The sequence below is a fragment of the Sodalis sp. RH14 genome, from assembly GCF_047324285.1.
Classification (GTDB): Bacteria; Pseudomonadota; Gammaproteobacteria; order Enterobacterales; family Enterobacteriaceae; genus Acerihabitans.
The window spans coordinates 3,170,658-3,187,775 of sequence record NZ_CP178739.1 but is presented as its reverse complement, the minus strand read 5'-3'; the positions used below and the strand labels follow the sequence as shown (position 1 = coordinate 3,187,775).

General features: G+C 59.7%; 14 protein-coding genes, 1 pseudogene and 1 other annotated feature. Of the genes and pseudogenes, 6 read left to right on the top strand and 9 right to left on the bottom strand.

Annotation, left to right across the window (positions count from 1 at the left end):
• Nucleotides 1–269 precede the first annotated feature (269 nt).
• Entirely contained in the window at nucleotides 270–902 is a 633-nt protein-coding gene (gene ompW / locus ACL2XQ_RS14480) for an outer membrane protein OmpW (RefSeq protein WP_413722782.1), read from the top strand.
• A 58-nt stretch (nucleotides 903–960) separates the two neighbouring features.
• Here the strand turns inward: ompW and ACL2XQ_RS14475 are convergent, their stop codons facing one another.
• The 6 genes and pseudogenes from ACL2XQ_RS14475 to ACL2XQ_RS14450 form a co-directional block, all read right to left on the bottom strand.
• Complete coding sequence (locus ACL2XQ_RS14475) at nucleotides 961–1,275, bottom strand: BON domain-containing protein (RefSeq protein WP_410015232.1); 315 nt, start codon at nucleotides 1,273–1,275, stop codon at nucleotides 961–963.
• Between the two features lie 115 nt (nucleotides 1,276–1,390).
• Nucleotides 1,391–2,197: a tryptophan synthase subunit alpha gene (trpA, locus tag ACL2XQ_RS14470; RefSeq protein WP_413722783.1), complete on the bottom strand. Its 807-nt coding sequence runs from the start codon at nucleotides 2,195–2,197 to the stop codon at nucleotides 1,391–1,393.
• Nucleotides 2,197–3,387, bottom strand: a complete 1,191-nt coding sequence (gene trpB / locus ACL2XQ_RS14465; protein ID WP_410015230.1) for a tryptophan synthase subunit beta — start codon at nucleotides 3,385–3,387, stop codon at nucleotides 2,197–2,199. Before trpB ends, trpA begins: the two co-directional genes overlap by 1 nt.
• A 33-nt stretch (nucleotides 3,388–3,420) precedes the next feature.
• Nucleotides 3,421–4,776: a bifunctional indole-3-glycerol-phosphate synthase TrpC/phosphoribosylanthranilate isomerase TrpF gene (trpCF, locus tag ACL2XQ_RS14460; RefSeq protein WP_413722784.1), complete on the bottom strand. Its 1,356-nt coding sequence runs from the start codon at nucleotides 4,774–4,776 to the stop codon at nucleotides 3,421–3,423.
• A gap of 3 nt (nucleotides 4,777–4,779) precedes the next feature.
• Nucleotides 4,780–6,374 (bottom strand): annotated as a pseudogene (gene trpD / locus ACL2XQ_RS14455) (bifunctional anthranilate synthase glutamate amidotransferase component TrpG/anthranilate phosphoribosyltransferase TrpD).
• On the bottom strand, nucleotides 6,374–7,936 hold the full coding sequence (locus tag ACL2XQ_RS14450) for an anthranilate synthase component 1 (protein ID WP_413728489.1): 1,563 nt from the start codon (nucleotides 7,934–7,936) through the stop codon (nucleotides 6,374–6,376). The pseudogene trpD and the gene ACL2XQ_RS14450 overlap by 1 nt, the downstream one beginning before the upstream one ends.
• Before the next feature lie 23 nt (nucleotides 7,937–7,959).
• Nucleotides 7,960–8,065 (bottom strand) — a sequence feature (Trp leader region).
• 147 nt (nucleotides 8,066–8,212) lie between these two features.
• Between ACL2XQ_RS14450 and rnm the strand changes: the two genes are divergently transcribed.
• From rnm to rluB, 3 genes are all read left to right on the top strand, one after another.
• Complete coding sequence (gene rnm, locus ACL2XQ_RS14445; protein WP_413722786.1) at nucleotides 8,213–9,136, top strand: RNase RNM; 924 nt, start codon at nucleotides 8,213–8,215, stop codon at nucleotides 9,134–9,136.
• 72 nt (nucleotides 9,137–9,208) lie between these two features.
• Complete coding sequence (locus ACL2XQ_RS14440; RefSeq protein WP_410015226.1) at nucleotides 9,209–9,829, top strand: L-threonylcarbamoyladenylate synthase; 621 nt, start codon at nucleotides 9,209–9,211, stop codon at nucleotides 9,827–9,829.
• A gap of 178 nt (nucleotides 9,830–10,007) precedes the next feature.
• Complete coding sequence (gene rluB / locus ACL2XQ_RS14435) at nucleotides 10,008–10,895, top strand: 23S rRNA pseudouridine(2605) synthase RluB (RefSeq protein ID WP_410015225.1); 888 nt, start codon at nucleotides 10,008–10,010, stop codon at nucleotides 10,893–10,895.
• 123 nt (nucleotides 10,896–11,018) lie between these two features.
• Here rluB and cobO read toward each other — a convergent pair whose 3' ends face one another.
• Nucleotides 11,019–11,609 (bottom strand): cob(I)yrinic acid a,c-diamide adenosyltransferase, encoded by a 591-nt coding sequence (gene cobO / locus ACL2XQ_RS14430; protein ID WP_413722788.1) that lies wholly within the window; start codon nucleotides 11,607–11,609, stop codon nucleotides 11,019–11,021.
• Nucleotides 11,610–11,626: 17 nt separating this feature from the next.
• Nucleotides 11,627–12,385, bottom strand: a complete 759-nt coding sequence (locus tag ACL2XQ_RS14425; RefSeq protein WP_413722789.1) for a YciK family oxidoreductase — start codon at nucleotides 12,383–12,385, stop codon at nucleotides 11,627–11,629.
• 223 nt (nucleotides 12,386–12,608) lie between these two features.
• On the opposite strand from ACL2XQ_RS14425, the gene sohB reads away from it, so the two are divergent.
• Complete coding sequence (sohB, locus tag ACL2XQ_RS14420; RefSeq protein ID WP_413722790.1) at nucleotides 12,609–13,655, top strand: protease SohB; 1,047 nt, start codon at nucleotides 12,609–12,611, stop codon at nucleotides 13,653–13,655.
• Nucleotides 13,656–13,735: 80 nt separating this feature from the next.
• Here sohB and ACL2XQ_RS14415 read toward each other — a convergent pair whose 3' ends face one another.
• Entirely contained in the window at nucleotides 13,736–13,987 is a 252-nt protein-coding gene (locus ACL2XQ_RS14415; protein ID WP_410015221.1) for a YciN family protein, read from the bottom strand.
• A 421-nt stretch (nucleotides 13,988–14,408) separates the two neighbouring features.
• Here ACL2XQ_RS14415 and topA point away from each other — a divergent pair, with 421 nt between their 5' ends.
• Complete coding sequence (topA, locus tag ACL2XQ_RS14410) at nucleotides 14,409–16,997, top strand: type I DNA topoisomerase (protein WP_410015220.1); 2,589 nt, start codon at nucleotides 14,409–14,411, stop codon at nucleotides 16,995–16,997.
• Nucleotides 16,998–17,118 lie beyond the last annotated feature (121 nt).

Genomic DNA, 17,118 nt, shown 5'->3' with positions numbered 1-17,118 from the left:
TCACCCGCCGACTCCACGGCGCCGAATCAGATTTGCCTGTCTGTTAACTTACGCCCGGTGCGCGGGAAAGCAACTGCCCGGGCCAAAGTATTTTTTTTGTCCTGTTTCGGTCCTGGTTGATTTGGATCAATCTCAATCAAGTCAATCCCTTGGTATAAAACATGATAAACAAGGTTCAGCTCAAATTTACCCTACGATGTGCCAAAGTAACATTTGTGAACTGAATCAACTTTGCGTGGCAAAGGCATTATCTCAACAAGGAGCGGGACATGAACAAGTGTGTTATGGGCTTGGCGGCGGCCGCGCTGCTGTCGGCAACGGCGCAGGCGCATCAGGCGGGTGATATTATTGTTCGCGCGGGCAGCGCCACGGTACGGCCGAGTGAAAGTTCGGATAACGTGCTGGGGATGGGCGAGTTTAACGTGGATAACAACACCCAGCTCGGCCTGACGTTCAGTTATCTGGTCACCGACAATATCGGCGTGGAGCTGCTGGCGGCAACGCCCTTCAAGCACCATGTCGGGCTGAAAAGCACCGGCGACATCGCCTCGGTTAAACAACTGCCGCCAAGCCTGATGGCGCAGTATTATTTTGGCGACGCCCCGGATAAACTGCGGCCATACCTCGGGGTGGGCATCAACTATACTACCTTCTACGACGCGCACTTTAACCAAACCGGGCAGGACGCCGGACTGAGCGATTTAAGCGTCAAGCACTCCTGGGGCATCGCCGGCCAGGCGGGGCTGGATTATAACGTCAATGAAAACTGGCTGGTGAATATGTCGGTATGGTATATGGATATCGACACCGACGTGCGTTTCAAGGCCGGCGGCCAGCAGCAATCAGTGCATACGCAAATCGATCCCTGGGTATTTATGTTCGGCGTCGGCTATCGCTTCTAAAACGAGGGTGCGGATCTGAAACCGTGCCGGCGACGCGTGCGCGCCGCCGGCAACGGGATTATTTGATACTGATGTCGTTTTCCACCGAACGCACGCCCTTGACGCCGCGGGTAATGGTCACGGCGCGGTTGGCGTCGGCCATCGAGCTGGCGAAACCGCTTAACTGCACCCGGCCCTTAAAGGTTTCGACGTTGATTTCGGTGCCCTTTAAATGGTCATCGGCAAGCAACTGCGTTTTCACTTTGGTCGTGATCACGGTGTCGTCAATATACCCGCCGGTGCCTTCGGTCTTGGCGGTCGGCGCGCAGCCGGCCAGCACGGCCGCGACGATTGCGGTTGCTGCAAGTGTCGTAAGGGATTTCCAGTTTTTCATTTTTTCTCCTTGGATTTGAATTATTTATTATAATATATCACCCGCATCTTACAGGATGGCGGCGTAATTGATACGCCGCCATTAGAGTGTTGTGGATAAAATGATTTTTTTCAAATCAACCGCGCGTGGCGGCCTTCATTTTACTGACGAAGGTGCTTAACTGCGTCAGCATGGCCGCCGGGTCTTCCAGGTTGCGCTCGATAATCTTGACGATGGCCGAGCCGGAAATGGCCCCGGCCGCGCCCGCCGCCAGCGCGTCGCGCACCTGCGACGGCTCGGAAATACCGAAACCCTGCAGCGCGGGCGCGGCATGGAACTCGGTAAGCGTCGTCACCAGATGGGCCAGCGGCACATGGCCCTGGTTTTCACTGCCGGTTACGCCTGCGCGGGATAATAAATAGGTGTAAGCACGGCCGTGGGAGGCGATTTCACGCAGCAGGTCTTTATCGGCGTTGGGCGGGCAGATAAAGATAGGCGCCACGCCGTGGCGCATGGCGGCGGTACGAAACGGCAGGCTCTCTTCCAGCGGCACGTCGGCCACCAGCACCGAATCCACGCCAACCTCGGCGCAGCGGGCATAAAACGCATCGATACCTTTGTTAAACACCAGGTTGGCGTACATCAGCAGGCCGATGGGTATGGCGGGGTATTTCTGCCGGACAGTGGCCAGCAGTTCGAAACACTGATCCGGCGTCACCCCGGCGGCAAATGCCCGCAGGGTGGCGTTCTGGATGGTCGGGCCGTCCGCCAGCGGGTCGGAAAACGGGATGCCCAGTTCCAGGGCGTCGGCCCCAGCCTCGATTAAGGTATCGATAATTTTCAGCGACAGGCCGGGATTAGGATCGCCCAGCGTGACGAAGGGCACGAAGGCGCCTTCTTTACGGCTGTGCAGCGTGGTAAACAGTTGCTGATAGCGTTCCATTACATTTCTCCTCGCGCTTTTAATATATCGTACACGGTAAAAATATCCTTATCGCCGCGGCCCGAGAGATTGACCACCAGGATCTGCTCCTTGTCCGGCTCCGCCTTGATCATTTTCAGCGCGTGCGCCAGCGCGTGCGAGGATTCCAGCGCCGGGATGATGCCTTCATGGCGCGACAGGGCCTTGAACGCATCCAGGGCCTCCTCATCGGTCGCCGAGACGTATTCCGCGCGGCCGATACTGTCCAGATAGGCATGCTGCGGACCCACGGAAGGGAAATCCAGGCCGGCGGAAATGGAATAGGATTCCTCTATCTGCCCGTCGGAGGATTGCATCATCGGCGACTTCATGCCGAAATAGATGCCGATGCGGCCGTGTTTGAGCGACGCGCCGTGCTGGCCGGTCTCGATGCCCAGGCCGCCCGGCTCGACGCCGATCAGACGTACCGACGGCTCATCGATAAAATCGGCGAACATGCCGATGGCGTTGGACCCGCCGCCGACGCAGGCCAGCACCGCGTCAGGCAGGCAATGCTCCCGTTCCTGCATCTGCGCCTTGGTTTCCTCGCCAATCATGCGCTGGAATTCGCGCACGATGGTGGGGAACGGATGCGGACCGGCGGCGGTGCCCAGCATATAGTGGGCGCGCTCATAGCTGCCGGACCAGTCGCGCAGCGCTTCGTTGCAGGCGTCCTTTAGCGTCGAGGAGCCGCTGTGCACCGGGATCACTTCCGCGCCCATCAGACGCATGCGGAACACGTTGGGCTCCTGGCGCTGAATATCCTTGGCGCCCATATAAATGCGGCATTTCAGCCCCAGCAGCGCGGAGGCCAGCGCCGAAGCCACGCCATGCTGACCGGCGCCGGTTTCGGCGATGATTTCGGTTTTTCCCATGCGCTTGGCAAGCAGGGCCTGGCCGAGCACCTGGTTGGTTTTGTGCGCGCCGCCGTGCAGCAGATCCTCGCGCTTAAGATACAGTTTGGTCTTGGTGCCCGCGGTCAGGTTACGGCACAGGGTCAACGGCGTGGGGCGGCCGGCATAATTGGTTAACAAATCGCTGAATTCCGCCTGGAATGCCGGGTCGCTTTGCGCGCTGACAAAGGCGTCCTCCAGTTGCAGCAGCGCCGGTACCAGGATCTGCGGCACATACATGCCGCCGAATTCGCCGAAATAGGGATTTAATAGTGTCATGCGTTCCTGTCTCTTGTTGATCTGGGCAATCGATTAATAGGCGCGCAGCGTCTGAAATACCGTAGCCAGTTTATGGTGATCTTTAATACCCGGGGCGCTTTCAACGCCGGAGTTGAAGTCCAGCCCAACGCAGCCTAATTGCGCGGCGGCCACGCAGTTATCCGCCGCCAGCCCGCCGGCGAGCATGACGTTATCCAGACGCAGTCCGTCCAGCAGCGACCAGTCAAAGGGTTTACCGCTGCCGCCGCCATTATCGAACAGATAACGATCCACCGCGCTAAAATCCCGCGCCGGCGCATGGGTCCGCATATCCAGGGCTTTCCAGATACGGCAGGCGGAAGGCAGCGCCAGACGCAGGGCGCTTATATAGGCCTGGTCCTCGTCGCCGTGCAGCTGTACGGCATGCAGCGCCAGCGCGGCGGCGCTGCCTGCCACCTCCTCGATGGCGGCGTCGCGGAATACGCCGACGTAGCGCAGCGGCGCGCCGGCCATCACCGCGCGGGCGCGCGGGATATCCACACGCCTTGGCGACGAGGCGGCAAAAATCAGGCCGCCATAGAGCGCGCCGGCGTCATATGCCGCCCTGGCATCCTCGGGACGCGTCAGTCCGCAGACCTTATTCTCGCCGAGCAATACCCGGCGCACCGCGCCGTCCAGATCCGGTTCCGCCATCAACGCGCTGCCGATCAGGAAGCCGTTGGCGAAATGGCTCAGTTCCCTGACGTGGCGATAGGCGGTAATGCCGGATTCGCTTATCACCGTCACTCCCGGCAGCAGGGGCGCCAGGCGGCGGGTACGGTTTAAATCGATGGATAAATCGCGCAGATCGCGATTGTTAATGCCCACCACCCGGGCGCCGAGCGCCTGGGCGCGCCGGCACTCCTCTTCGGTTATCGCCTCGGTGAGCACGCCCATTTCCAGGCTGTGCGCCAGGGCGGCCAACTGACGGTAGGTGTCGTCGTCCAGCACCGACAGCATCAGCAGAATAGCGTCCGCCTGATGATGACGCGCCAGGTAAACCTGGTAGGGATCGATGATGAAATCCTTGCACAGCACCGGCTGGGGTACTACTTGGCTAATCTGGCGCAGGAAATCAAAGCTGCCCTGGAAGTATTTTTCGTCGGTCAGGCACGAGATGGCGGCGGCGTAGTGTTTGTACACGCCGGCGATGGCGGCCGGGTCAAAATCCTCGCGGATCAGGCCCTTGGACGGCGATGCTTTTTTGCACTCGAGGATAAACACGGTGCGCGAACCCTGGAGGGCATGATAGAAGCTGCGCGTGCTGGGGCGCACGTCGTCGATGAACCCGTCCAGCGGCTGGCGTTGCTTACGCTCGGCCAGCCATACTTTTTTATCAGCGACAATGTTTGTCAGTACCGTATCCTGCATGTCTTATCCTCTGGCCGCCAACGCGACAACACGTTCATAGGCGCCGCCGCCGCGGATGGCCGCCAGCGCCTGTTGGGTATTTTCGCGCAGATTCTCCTGGCCGAATAGTTTTAATAACAAGGCGACATTGGCGGCAACGGCGAATTCATGGGCATGTTCGCCTTTACCTTGTAACAACCGCGCCAAAATGTCACGATTTTCTTCCGGCGAGCCGCCCAGCAGGGCGTCCATTGACTGTTCCCGCAGGCCGAAATCCTCCGGCGTCAATTGATAGCTGTCGATCTCGCCCTCATTGAGTTCGGCCACCTGCGTCGGCGCGTGCAGCGCCACTTCATCCATGCCGCCGCCATGGACTACCGCTGCGCGCTGATAGCCCAGCACCCGCAGCGTTTGGGCGATGGGCAGCACCAGCTCCGGGCTGTAGACCCCGATCAGCGCCAGCGGGGGACGGGCGGGGTTAATCAACGGCCCGAGCACGTTAAACAGCGTGCGGGTTTTCAACTGCTGGCGCACCGGCATGGCATGGCGAAAACCGGTGTGGTACTGGGGCGCGTACAAAAAGCATACTCCCAGCTCGTCAAGCGCCTGGCGCGACGCTTGCGCCGGCATATCCAGCCGGATGCCGAAGGCCGCCAGCAGGTCCGAGGAACCCGAACGGCTGGACACGCTGCGGTTGCCGTGCTTGGCCACCCGTGCGCCGCAAGCGGCGGCGACAAAGGCGCTGGCGGTGGAAATATTGATGCTGTTGCTGCCGTCGCCGCCGGTGCCGACGATATCGGCAAAAGGATAATCAGGGCGCGGGAACGGCAGGGCGTCCGCCAGCAGGGCGGTGGCCGCGCCGGCAATTTCATCCGGATGCTCGCCGCGGATTTTCATGCTGATCAGCGCCGCCGCCAGCTGCGACGGTTCCAGCCCGCCCTGGATAATCTGGCTAAAAAGCTGTTCACTTTCCTGGCGGCTGATGCGCTCGGCGCGGTAAAGTTTTTCCAATATCTGTTGCATGATCAGGTTCCTATCGTTCAGGCCAGCGCCCAGTCCAGGGTTTGGTTAAGCAACCGCGCGCCCTGGGTGGTCAGGATGGATTCGGGATGAAATTGAAAACCGCAGACGCGATCGGCGTCATGACGCACCGCCATCACCATCTCGTTAAAGTGCGCATTGACCGTCAGTCCCGCCGGGATTTCGCTGCCCACCAGCGAGTGGTAGCGCGCCACCGGCAGCGGGTTCGGCATGCCGGCGAACATGCCGGCGCCATCATGGGTGATAAGGGACGCCTTGCCGTGCAGGATTTCCCCGGCCTGGCCGACGTAGCCGCCGTAGGCTTCCACAATCGCTTGGTGGCCGAGGCAGATGCCGATAATCGGCATCTGCCCGCGCAGCCGCGTAAGCAACTGCGGCATGCAGCCGGCGGCGGCGGGGGTGCCGGGACCGGGGGAAAGCATCAGTATGGGATTATCCATGGCCATCAGATGGCCGATGATGGTCTGCGCCGGCAGTTGGTTGCGGTACACCATCACCCGGTGGCCGGTGGCGCGCAGCTGATCCACCAGGTTGTAGGTAAAGGAGTCGATATTATCGAGTAACAGGATATCAGCCATCAGAACACCTCCCTGGCATGATGTGCGGTGGCGATGGCGCGCAGCACCGCGCGCGCTTTATTGCGGCTTTCGTCGGCTTCCGCCTGCGGCACCGAGTCCAGCACCACGCCGGCGCCGGCCTGTACGGTGGCGATGCCGTCCTCGACATAGGCCGAACGGATAACGATACAGGTATCCAGCAGGCCGCTGCCGGTAAAATAGCCGATGGCGCCGCCGTAGCTGCCGCGCCGCGTGCCTTCGGCCTTGGCAATCAACTGCATGGCGCGCACTTTGGGCGCGCCGCTCAGCGTGCCCATGTTCATACAGGCGCGGTAGGCGTGCAGCGCGTCAAGATCGGCGCGCAGGGTGCCGACCACCCGCGAAACCAGGTGCATGATAAAGGAGTAGCGATCGACCTTGGTCAAATCGGCGACATAGCGGCTGCCGGGTTCGCAGATGCGCGCCAGATCATTGCGCGCCAGGTCGACCAGCATCAGGTGTTCGGCCAGTTCTTTATGATCGGTGCGCATTTCAAGCTCGATACGGCTGTCCAGATCGCGATCCAGCGTGCCGTCCGGCCTGCGCCCGCGCGGACGGGAACCTGCAATGGGATAAATTTCTATCTGCCGGTTGGCGGCATCGTATTTCAGCGAACTTTCCGGCGAGGCGCCGAACAGGGTAAAATCGTTATCCTGCATAAAGAACATATAGGGACTGGGATTGCTCTCTTTCAGAGTATGGTAGGCGGCCAGCGGCGACGGGCAGGGCAGCGAAAAACGCCGTGAAGGCACCACCTGGAAGATTTCCCCCGCGCGGATCGCCTGCTGCATGCTGGTCACGATGCGGCCGAACTCCTCGTCGCTGCGATCGGTTTCCAGGGTCATGCTGTCGATCACCTGGTGGGGGATCGGCCCCGGCGCCTGCTGCAACTGATGCTGCAACTGCTCGATGCGCGCCTGTAGACGGCGTTTTTCGCCGGCCAGAGGAGTGAACAGGCTGCCCTGCAGCCGGCAGGTGCGCTGCTGATGATCAAGTACCAGCAGGGTTTCCGCCAGGTAGAAGCAAAAATCCGGACAGCGCTGCCCCTGGCTGAGCGCGGGCAGCGTTTCAAAACCCGCCACCAGGTCATAGGCGAACAGGCCGCCGAGGAACAGGGCATCCGGCTGATCCGCCGGCGCCGGCACCAGGGTCAGCAGCAGGCGCAGGCAATCGAATACCGACAGGCCGCGCAGCCGCGCATCCTCATCCATGTCGTTGCCGACGGACGGAAACACCAGCTCGCGGCCGCTGGGATGGGCGTTCACCTCAACCCCGGCCGGCAGCGCGGCGTCCAGCAGCGGCAGCAGCGCCGCGCCGTTGGCGGTCAGCGCCTGCAGCGTAACCCGCTGGCCGAGGGCGGTAATGCGCATGGCGCTGTCAAGCACCATCAGGCTTTGCAGGTTTTGCTTATTATCGATTTCGGCCGATTCCAGCAGCAAGGTGGCCGGTCGGGCGCCGCAAAGCTGGTTGAACATCGCGGTAGGATCGTCGCGATAAGTGGCGGTGGCCTGCAGCAGTTCTAATTGAGGTTGTGTGGCTTGCATAGTGTGTTCCCTGATTATCGCCCATAAAAAAACCCGCTTGAAAGGCGGGTTAGTAGGGATCTTGCTCTGTCCGACGACAGCGACGCATGATAACACCACCCGCTAAAGGGAAGTGCGCCACCAGCGAAGCGTTACCACGGTTAAGGTTATCATCGTCAGATTCTCATTGGTTGTCTTAATGTGTACTAGTAAACTAGTTCAGCAATGAAATGTCAACAGTCACCGCTTAAAAACAGTTAAATATTTAACAGGTTCGATTCACGGGCATTTGACGTTATGATAGGAACATTCATTTTGGAAGGTAGCCTATCGTTGACTGAGATCTACGTTAAATCATCGTTGCTGACCCTATACGATCTGCACAGCCATACCACCGCCTCCGACGGCCAGCTTTCGCCGGCGGATCTGGTGGCGCGCGCCGTGGCCATGGGCGTCGACGTGCTGGCCGTGACCGATCACGATACCGTGGCCGGCCTCGCCGGGGCGCGGCAGGCGATCGACGACGGCGCGCTGCCCCTCACGCTGGTGGCCGGAGTGGAAGTCTCCACCCAGTGGCAAAACCATGAGATCCATATTGTCGGCCTCGGTATCGATGACGCGCATCCGGCCATGGACGGGCTGCTGCGCGCCCAGCGGGAAAGGCGCCTGGCCCGGGCCCATGCCATCGCCGAGCGGCTGGAACGCGCCGGTATTCACGACGCCTGGCTGGGCGCCAGCCGTTTGGCCCAGGATGAACTGGTCACGCGCGGCCATTTCGCCCGTTACCTGGTCAGCATCGGCGCCGCCGATAACGTGACCAAGGTATTCAAAAAATACCTGTCCAAGGGTAAAACCGGCTATGTGCCGCCGCAGTGGTGTACAATCGAGGAAGCGGTCGGCGCCATCCACCAGGCGGGCGGACAGGCGGTGCTGGCCCATCCCGGCCGCTACCAGCTGTCGACCAAATGGCTTAAACGCCTGCTGGACCATGTTACCGACGCGGGCGGCGACGGTATCGAAGTGGCCATGTGCCAGCAGTCGCCGCAGGAAAAAACCGCGCTGGCGGGGTATGCGCGCGAGCGCGGGCTGCTGGCCTCCCAGGGATCCGATTTTCACCAGCCCTGCGCCTGGATCGAGCTTGGCCGTAAACTTTGGCTGCCGGGCGGCGTGGAGCCGATATGGCGCGATTGGCCGGTCGGCCGGTCGGCCGGTCGGCGGTAGCAGAAGGCTTGTCAGAAGGATAATCGCGGTATGCCGGGGGTGTTCTCCCGCCAGACTATATAAGGAGTCACAATGAGTCAGTTTTTTACCATTCATCCGGAAAACCCGCAGCCGCGGTTAATTAACCAAACCGTCGATCTGCTGCGCAAGGGCGCGGTTATTGTCTACCCCACCGATTCCGGCTACGCCCTCGGCTGCCGTCTGGAGGATAAAACCGCCATGGAGCGCATCTGCCGCATCCGGCAGCTGGACGGCAACCATAATTTTACCCTGGTCTGCCGCGACCTGTCCGAACTGTCCACCTATGCCCATGTGGATAACCAGGCGTTCCGTCTGATGAAAAACAATACGCCGGGCAAATATACCTTTATTCTCAAAGCCACCAAGGAAGTCCCCCGGCGGCTGATGAACGACAAGCGCAAGACCATCGGTCTGCGCGTGCCGAGCAACCCCATTGCCCTGGCGTTGCTCGAAACCATGGACGAGCCGATGATGTCCACCACCCTGATGCTGCCCGGCAACGATTTTGCGGAATCGGACCCGGAAATGATCAAGGATCATCTGGGCAAACAGGTGGATCTGGTGATTCACGGCGGTTTTCTCGGCCAGCAGCCGACGACGGTAATCGATTTGACCGACGACACGCCGGTGGTGGTGCGCGAAGGCGTCGGGGATGTTTCCCCCTTCCTTTAACGGCCGGCCGGCGGCGTTTTTACACCGCCGCCCCCGTCACCGTAAACTATGGATTGTGATCCGCGGGACCATAGTGTAAAATAGCCCCCTATCTTTCAGTTAAGTTACTGATAAGCTTACTAAATTATGGCGAAAGCCACCATTCGACGCCTGTGAAGGCGACAGCCGAGGTTGCTCAATGAGCGAAAAGCTGCAAAAAGTCCTGGCCCGCGCCGGGCATGGTTCCCGCCGTGAAGTTGAATCCCTGATTGAACAAGGCCGCGTCAGCGTTGACGGCAAAATCGCCACGCTGGGCGATCGGGTCGACGCCGTGAGTTCCATGAAAATCCGCGTCGATGGCCGGGTGGTTTCCATCACCGCGTCAGAAGAGGCGGTGTGCCGGATTCTGGCCTATTACAAACCCGAAGGCGAACTTTGCACCCGGCGGGATCCCGACGGCCGGCCGACGGTATTCGACCGTTTGCCTAAACTCAACGGCTCGCGCTGGATAGCGGTTGGGCGTCTGGATATCAATACTTCCGGCCTGCTGTTATTCACCACCGACGGGGAGCTGGCCAATCGCCTGATGCACCCGAGCCGGGAAGTGGAGCGCGAATACGCGGTACGGGTCTTCGGCCAGGTGGACGACGAAAAACTGCGGCTGCTGACCAAAGGCGTCACCCTGGAAGACGGCACGGGCGCGTTCCGTACCCTGAGCTTCCAGGGCGGGGAAGGGCTGAACCAGTGGTACAACGTGACCCTGACCGAAGGGCGCAACCGCGAAGTGCGGCGTTTATGGGAAGCGGTGGGCGTGCAGGTCAGCCGGCTGATTCGCACCCGCTACGGCGCCATTCCCCTGCCCAAAGGCTTGCCGCGCGGCGGCTGGACTGAACTGCCGCTGGGTGAAATCAACTATCTGCGCGAACTGGTGGAACTGGCGCCGGAAACCGTCACCAAAGTGCCGGTGGAGAAAGAGCGACGCCGTATGAAGGCCAACCAAATCCGCCGGGCGGTGAAACGCCACAGCACGGTCACGCCTACCCGGCGCGGCGGCCAAAGCAGCAAGCGCAACTCCGGCACCAAATAAGCCCGTCCAGGCGCCCGCGCCAAACGCCGGCTTGGCCGGCCGCGGCGCGCAATGCGTCTTCCCGGTCGCCATCCCGCCGCGGCCTGGCCCCGTCTGATTGACCGGGCCAGTCCCGCAGCCGCCTCACCAGTCCACGCCCTGTTGCGCCTTGATGCCCGCGTCGAACGCATGTTTCACCGGGCGCAGCTCGCTGACCGTATCCGCCAGCTCCAGCAGTTCGCGGTGGCAGGCGCGGCCGGTGATGATCACCGTCTGCCGCGGCGGGCGATGGTTCAGCGCCGCTATCACTTCGGGTAAATCCACATAATCGTACGTGATCATATAGGTCAGCTCGTCGAGCAGCACCAGATCCAGGCTGTCGTCCGCCAGCATGCGCAGGCCGTGGCGCCAGACGTCTTGGGCCGCGGCCCGATCGGTGACCCGGTTCTGGGTATTCCAGGTAAAACCGGTGGCCATTACCTGGAATTCAACCCCATGCTGCTCCAGCAGGTTTCTTTCGCCGTTCGGCCATTGCCCCTTGATAAACTGGATCACGCCGGCGCGCATGCCGTGGCCTATCGCCCGGGTCACGGTGCCGAAGCCGGCGGTGGTCTTGCCTTTGCCGTTGCCGGTAAACACAATGACGATGCCGCGCTGCTCCGTGGCCGCGGCAATACGGGCATCCACCTGTTCTTTTAAACGCTGCTGGCGCTGCTGGTGCCTATCTTCACTCATTCGCTGGTCCTGTATGATTACGCCGGGCCCGGTGTACGGTCCGGCTGGGCATCGAAACTGATCCCGGTTTTGCGGCGGCTGTCATCCCCCATTAAATAAAGGTAGATGGGCATAATCTCGGCGGGGGTCTTGAGGCGATCGGCATTTTCATCCGGAAAGGCGCTGGCGCGCATACCGGTACGGGTGCCGCCGGGGTTGATGCAGTTAACCCGCAGGGTAGCCGCGGGATATTCGTCCGCCAGCACCTGCATCATGCCTTCGGTGGCGAATTTGGAGACAGCGTACGCTCCCCAGTTGGCCCGTCCCTGGCGCCCGACGCTGGAACTGCTGAATATCAGGGAAGGCCGGGACGCCTGCAATAACAGCGGCAGCATCGCCTGGGTCAGCATAAAGGCGGCGTTCACGTTGACCGCCATCACCTGCTGCCAGCTGGCGGGGGACTGCTGCGCCATCGGCACGATTTCGCCTAACAGGCCGGCATTGTTCAGCAGGCCGTCCAGGCGCGGAAAGTCGGCCGCGAGCCGCTGGCCCAGCAAGGCGTAATCCTCCGCTCCGGCCACCGCCAGGTCAAAGGGGATAACCCGCGCCGGCTGGCCGCCTTCACCGGCAATCAATCCCGCCACCGCCGCCAGCTTGGCTTCGGTGCGCCCCAGCAGCAATAGCCTGGCGCCGTGGCGGGCGTAAGTCAGCGCCGCCTCGCGGCCGATGCCGTCGCCGGCCCCGGTCACCATAATGATGCGGCCGGCCAATAAGTCATGTTTGGGCTGGTAGTACAAGGGACGCTCCTTTGCTAACCCGTCACCCTGGAGGTGATATTAGCGCTCTTTTTACCCGACGGTCTCTCATTTTATGCCTGAAACCTGACCTCATTTCAATCGTTAACGGTTTACCGACTTAATATACGTAAACCTACGTAATATTCTGATTTTCCCGGCGACGTATACCCGCGCCTTAGCTAGAATAGACCGCAACGGAAAACACATTCAGCAAGGCGACAGCGTGGAATTTATTACTCTTTATGGACTCTTCCTGGCAAAAACCATCACCGTGGTGCTGGCCTTCGGCGCGATTTTGCTGCTGGTCATGGGATTGCGTCAGCGGCAGCGCCGGCGCAAGGGCGAAATCCAGATAACGGATCTGGGTAAACAGTATCGTGAGATGCAGCGCGAAATGCAGCTGGCGCGCATGGGCGAGGCCGAACAGCGTATCTGGCACAAGCGGCATAAGAAGCAGGAAAAAGGCGAGGCGAAACTGGCGCGCGCGCGCGCAAAGCATGGCGAAAAAACGCCGCAGAAATCCTGTTTGTACGTACTGGATTTCAAAGGCAGCATGGATGCCGGCGAGGTCGCTTCGCTGCGCGAGGAAGTGTCCGCGGTGCTGGCGGTGGCGAAACCGGAAGATGAGGTGCTGCTGCGCCTCGAAAGCCCCGGCGGGGTGGTGCATGGCTACGGCCTGGCCGCCTCGCAGCTGCAGCGCCTGCGCGATCGCGGCATCCGCCTGACGGTAGCGGTGGATAAGGTGGCCGCCAGCGGCGGTTATATGATGGCCTGCGTCGCCGATCGCATTATCGCCGCGCCTTTCGCCATTGTCGGTTCCATCGGCGTCGTGGCCCAGATTCCTAACTTCAACCGGCTGCTCAAGCGCAATGATATCGACATGGAACTGCACACCGCCGGAGCCTATAAGCGGACCCTGACCCTGTTTGGTGAAAACTCGCCGGAAGGACGGGAAAAGTTCCAGCAGGATCTGAACGAAACGCATCAGCTCTTCAAGCAGTTTGTCCATGACATGCGCCCCACGCTTGATATTGAAGCGGTGGCGACCGGCGAGCACTGGTACGGCACCCAGGCGCGGGAAAATGGTCTGGTTGACGGCATCGGCACCAGCGATGATCTGCTGATTGCCGAAATGGCCAACCATGAGGTCATTAGCGTGCGTTTCACGCGGCGTAAACGTTTGCTTGCGCGTTTTACCGACAGTGCGGCGTTAAGTATCGAGCAGCGCCTGTTGCATTTATGGCAACGGGGCCAAAAACCCCTGCTGTGACGGCTCCCCGCCCCGAGGGCGGGCATGTCCGGCGGTTTGCGCCCGCCCGGGAACGGGAAACCGGCCCGGGCGTGGGTCATTTATTCCTCCAGGTGATACTTTTCTGACAACACCACGGCGAGATGTTTAAACATATTGAACACTGCCGTGGTTTTACGGGTGGGTAATCCATCCTGATCGAAAAAGAATTCACCGCGGAAAATCAGCACGCCGCCTTTCTGTTCTACCTCGGTGGCCTCCATGCCGTGCATATATTCATCATGCGCGCGAATAATCCGGTTAGCCTCAATAAGCAGGCTGTTGCGATCAATGGGGGTGGTGTTAGCGTACATACCTATTACTCCTTAGATGTCTTCCGGCCTATTGTAATCCCCGGTTGTGTTTGGCTGCAAACAGACTAAGGTTTATTCGTCGAACGGGCTTTTTAAACGCTTTTGCCGCCCGGGAAATTTTTTGCGCCGCTAATAAGTTGCACCAACTTTTTTATCATGTAGAGTGTGGGCCTTCATCAACTGGCGGGGATAACCGCATCCCAATCAATAGTTGATTTATCAATATTCAATGAAAGTATTGATAAATTAATTTTATTTTTCAATAGGTTAATCTCATGGCAAAGGCGAAAAAGCAGACTGGCTGAACAGAGGTTGATTTTTGACGGCGCTGCCGCAATATAAAATTAGTAAATGCCCAGCCAGGGTCTGGCGCACAAAATGCTTCTTAATTACAGAAGAAATCATTCAGGTAAAGGTAAACATGGGTAAAGCTCTCGTTATCGTTGAATCACCGGCTAAAGCCAAAACGATTAATAAATATTTAGGCAATGACTACGTTGTTAAATCGAGCGTCGGTCACATCCGTGATTTGCCCACCAGCGGTTCCGCCACTAAAAAAAGCGCCGACGCCACCAAAACGAAAAAAGTGAAAAGCGACGCGCAAACCGCACTGGTCAATCGCATGGGTATTGATCCTTACCACGGTTGGAAAGCGCATTACGAGATCCTCCCCGGCAAAGAAAAAGTGGTCAACGAGCTCAAAGCGCTGGCGCAAAACGCCGACCATATCTATCTCGCAACCGACCTTGACCGCGAAGGGGAAGCCATCGCCTGGCACCTGCGGGAAGTGATCGGCGGCGATGACAAGCGTTTTAGCCGGGTGGTTTTTAATGAAATCACCCGCAATGCCATTACGGCGGCGTTTAAAAAACCAGGCGAGCTGAATATCGACCGGGTCAACGCCCAGCAGGCCAGGCGTTTTATGGACCGCGTGGTGGGCTACATGGTCTCGCCGCTGCTGTGGAAAAAACTGGCCCGCGGCCTGTCCGCCGGACGCGTGCAGTCGGTCGCGGTACGCCTGGTGGTCGAACGCGAACGCGAGATAAAAGCCTTCGTGCCGGAAGAGTATTGGGAACTGCACGCCGACCTCAAGGTATCGGACAAGGCGCAACTGCAGATGCAGGTCACCCATCATGGCGACAAGCCCTTTAAGCCGGTCAACCAGGCGCAGACCCAAGCCGCCGTCAAGCAGTTGGAAAACGCGCAGTATGTTATCGCCGACCGTGAGGACAAGCCCACCAGCAGCAAGGCCGGCGCGCCCTTTACCACCTCGACATTGCAACAAGCCGCCAGCACCCGCCTGGGTTACGGCGTCAAAAAAACCATGATGCTGGCCCAGCGCCTGTACGAAGCGGGGCATATTACCTATATGCGTACCGACTCCACCAACCTGAGCCAGGACGCGCTGGCCATGGCGCGCGATTACATCGGCGCACAGTTCGGCGCCAAATATCTGCCTAAGCAGGCCAATGAATACGCCAGCAAGGAAAATTCCCAGGAAGCGCATGAAGCGATCCGTCCTTCCGATGTCAATAATCTGGCCGAACAGCTAAAAGATATGGAAGTGGACGCGCAAAAGCTGTATCAGCTGATCTGGCGCCAATTTGTCGCCTGCCAGATGATGCCGGCGCAGTACGATTCCACCACCCTGACGGTCAAAGCGGCGGATTACCAACTGCGCGCCAAGGGCCGCATCCTGCGCTTCGACGGCTGGACCAAGGTCATGCCCGCGCTGCGCAAAGGGGATGAAGATCGCACCCTGCCGCCGGTTAGCGTGGGCCAGACGCTCGGGCTGGAAAAATTACTGCCCAGCCAGCACTTCACCAAGCCGCCCGCGCGCTACAGCGAAGCGTCCCTGGTCAAGGAACTGGAAAAACGCGGCATCGGCCGGCCGTCGACCTATGTGTCCATCATCTCCACCATCCAGGATCGCGGGTATGTACAGGTAGAAAACCGCCGTTTCTACGCCGAAAAAATGGGCGAAATCGTCACCGACCGCCTGGAAGAAAATTTCCGGGAACTGATGAACTACGACTTTACCGCCCGCATGGAAGACAAACTCGACCAGGTGGCCAATAACGAAGCCGAGTGGAAAGCCGTGCTGGACTCATTCTTCAGGGAGTTCAGCGAACAGCTCGAAAAGGCGGAAAAAGATCCGGAAGAGGGCGGCATGCGCCTCAACCAAATGGTGATGACCAGCATCGATTGTCCCACCTGCGGGCGCAAAATGGGCATCCGCACCGCCAGTACCGGCGTGTTCTTGGGATGTTCGGGGTATTCACTGCCGCCGAAAGAACGCTGCAAGACTACCATTAATCTGATCCCGGAATCGGAAACCCTCAATCTGCTGGAAGGCGAGGATGCCGAAACCAACGCTCTGCGCGCCCGTCGCCGCTGCCCTAAATGCGGCATGGCCATGGACAGCTACCTGATTGACAACGGCCGCAAGCTGCACGTCTGCGGCAACAATCCGCTTTGCGACGGCTATGAAATCGAGCAAGGCGAATTCAGGATCAAGGGCTACGACGGCCCGGTGGTCGAGTGTGAAAAATGCGGCTCCGATATGCATTTAAAACTGGGACGCTTCGGCAAATACATGGCCTGTACCAACGAGGAATGCAAAAACACCCGCAAAATCCTGCGCAACGGCGATGTTGCGCCGCCAAAAGAAGATCCAGTGCCGCTGCCTGAGCTGCAGTGTGAAAAATCGGACGCTTATTTTGTCCTGCGTGACGGCGCGGCTGGCGTATTCCTTGCGGCCAACACGTTCCCGAAATCACGTGAAACCCGGGCACCGCTGGTGGAGGAACTGGCGCGCTTCAAAGATCGCCTGCCGGAAAAACTGCGCTACCTGGCCGACGCGCCGGCAAAAGACCCCGAGGGCAACAAAGCCATGGTGCGCTTTAGCCGCAAGACCAAACAACAGTACGTTTCTTCCGAAAAAGACGGCAAGGCCACCGGCTGGACGGCGTTCTACATCGACGGCAAATGGCAGGTCACCAAAAAGTAGCCATGCGCCAGGCCCGCCAACACCGAGTTTAAAGCAGATGTGTTCAAGGCAGACCTAGCCAATGGGGTCGAATCGGGCGTGGTGTTCCCGCCCGACCGAGCGCCCCGCGGCGCGCCAGGCC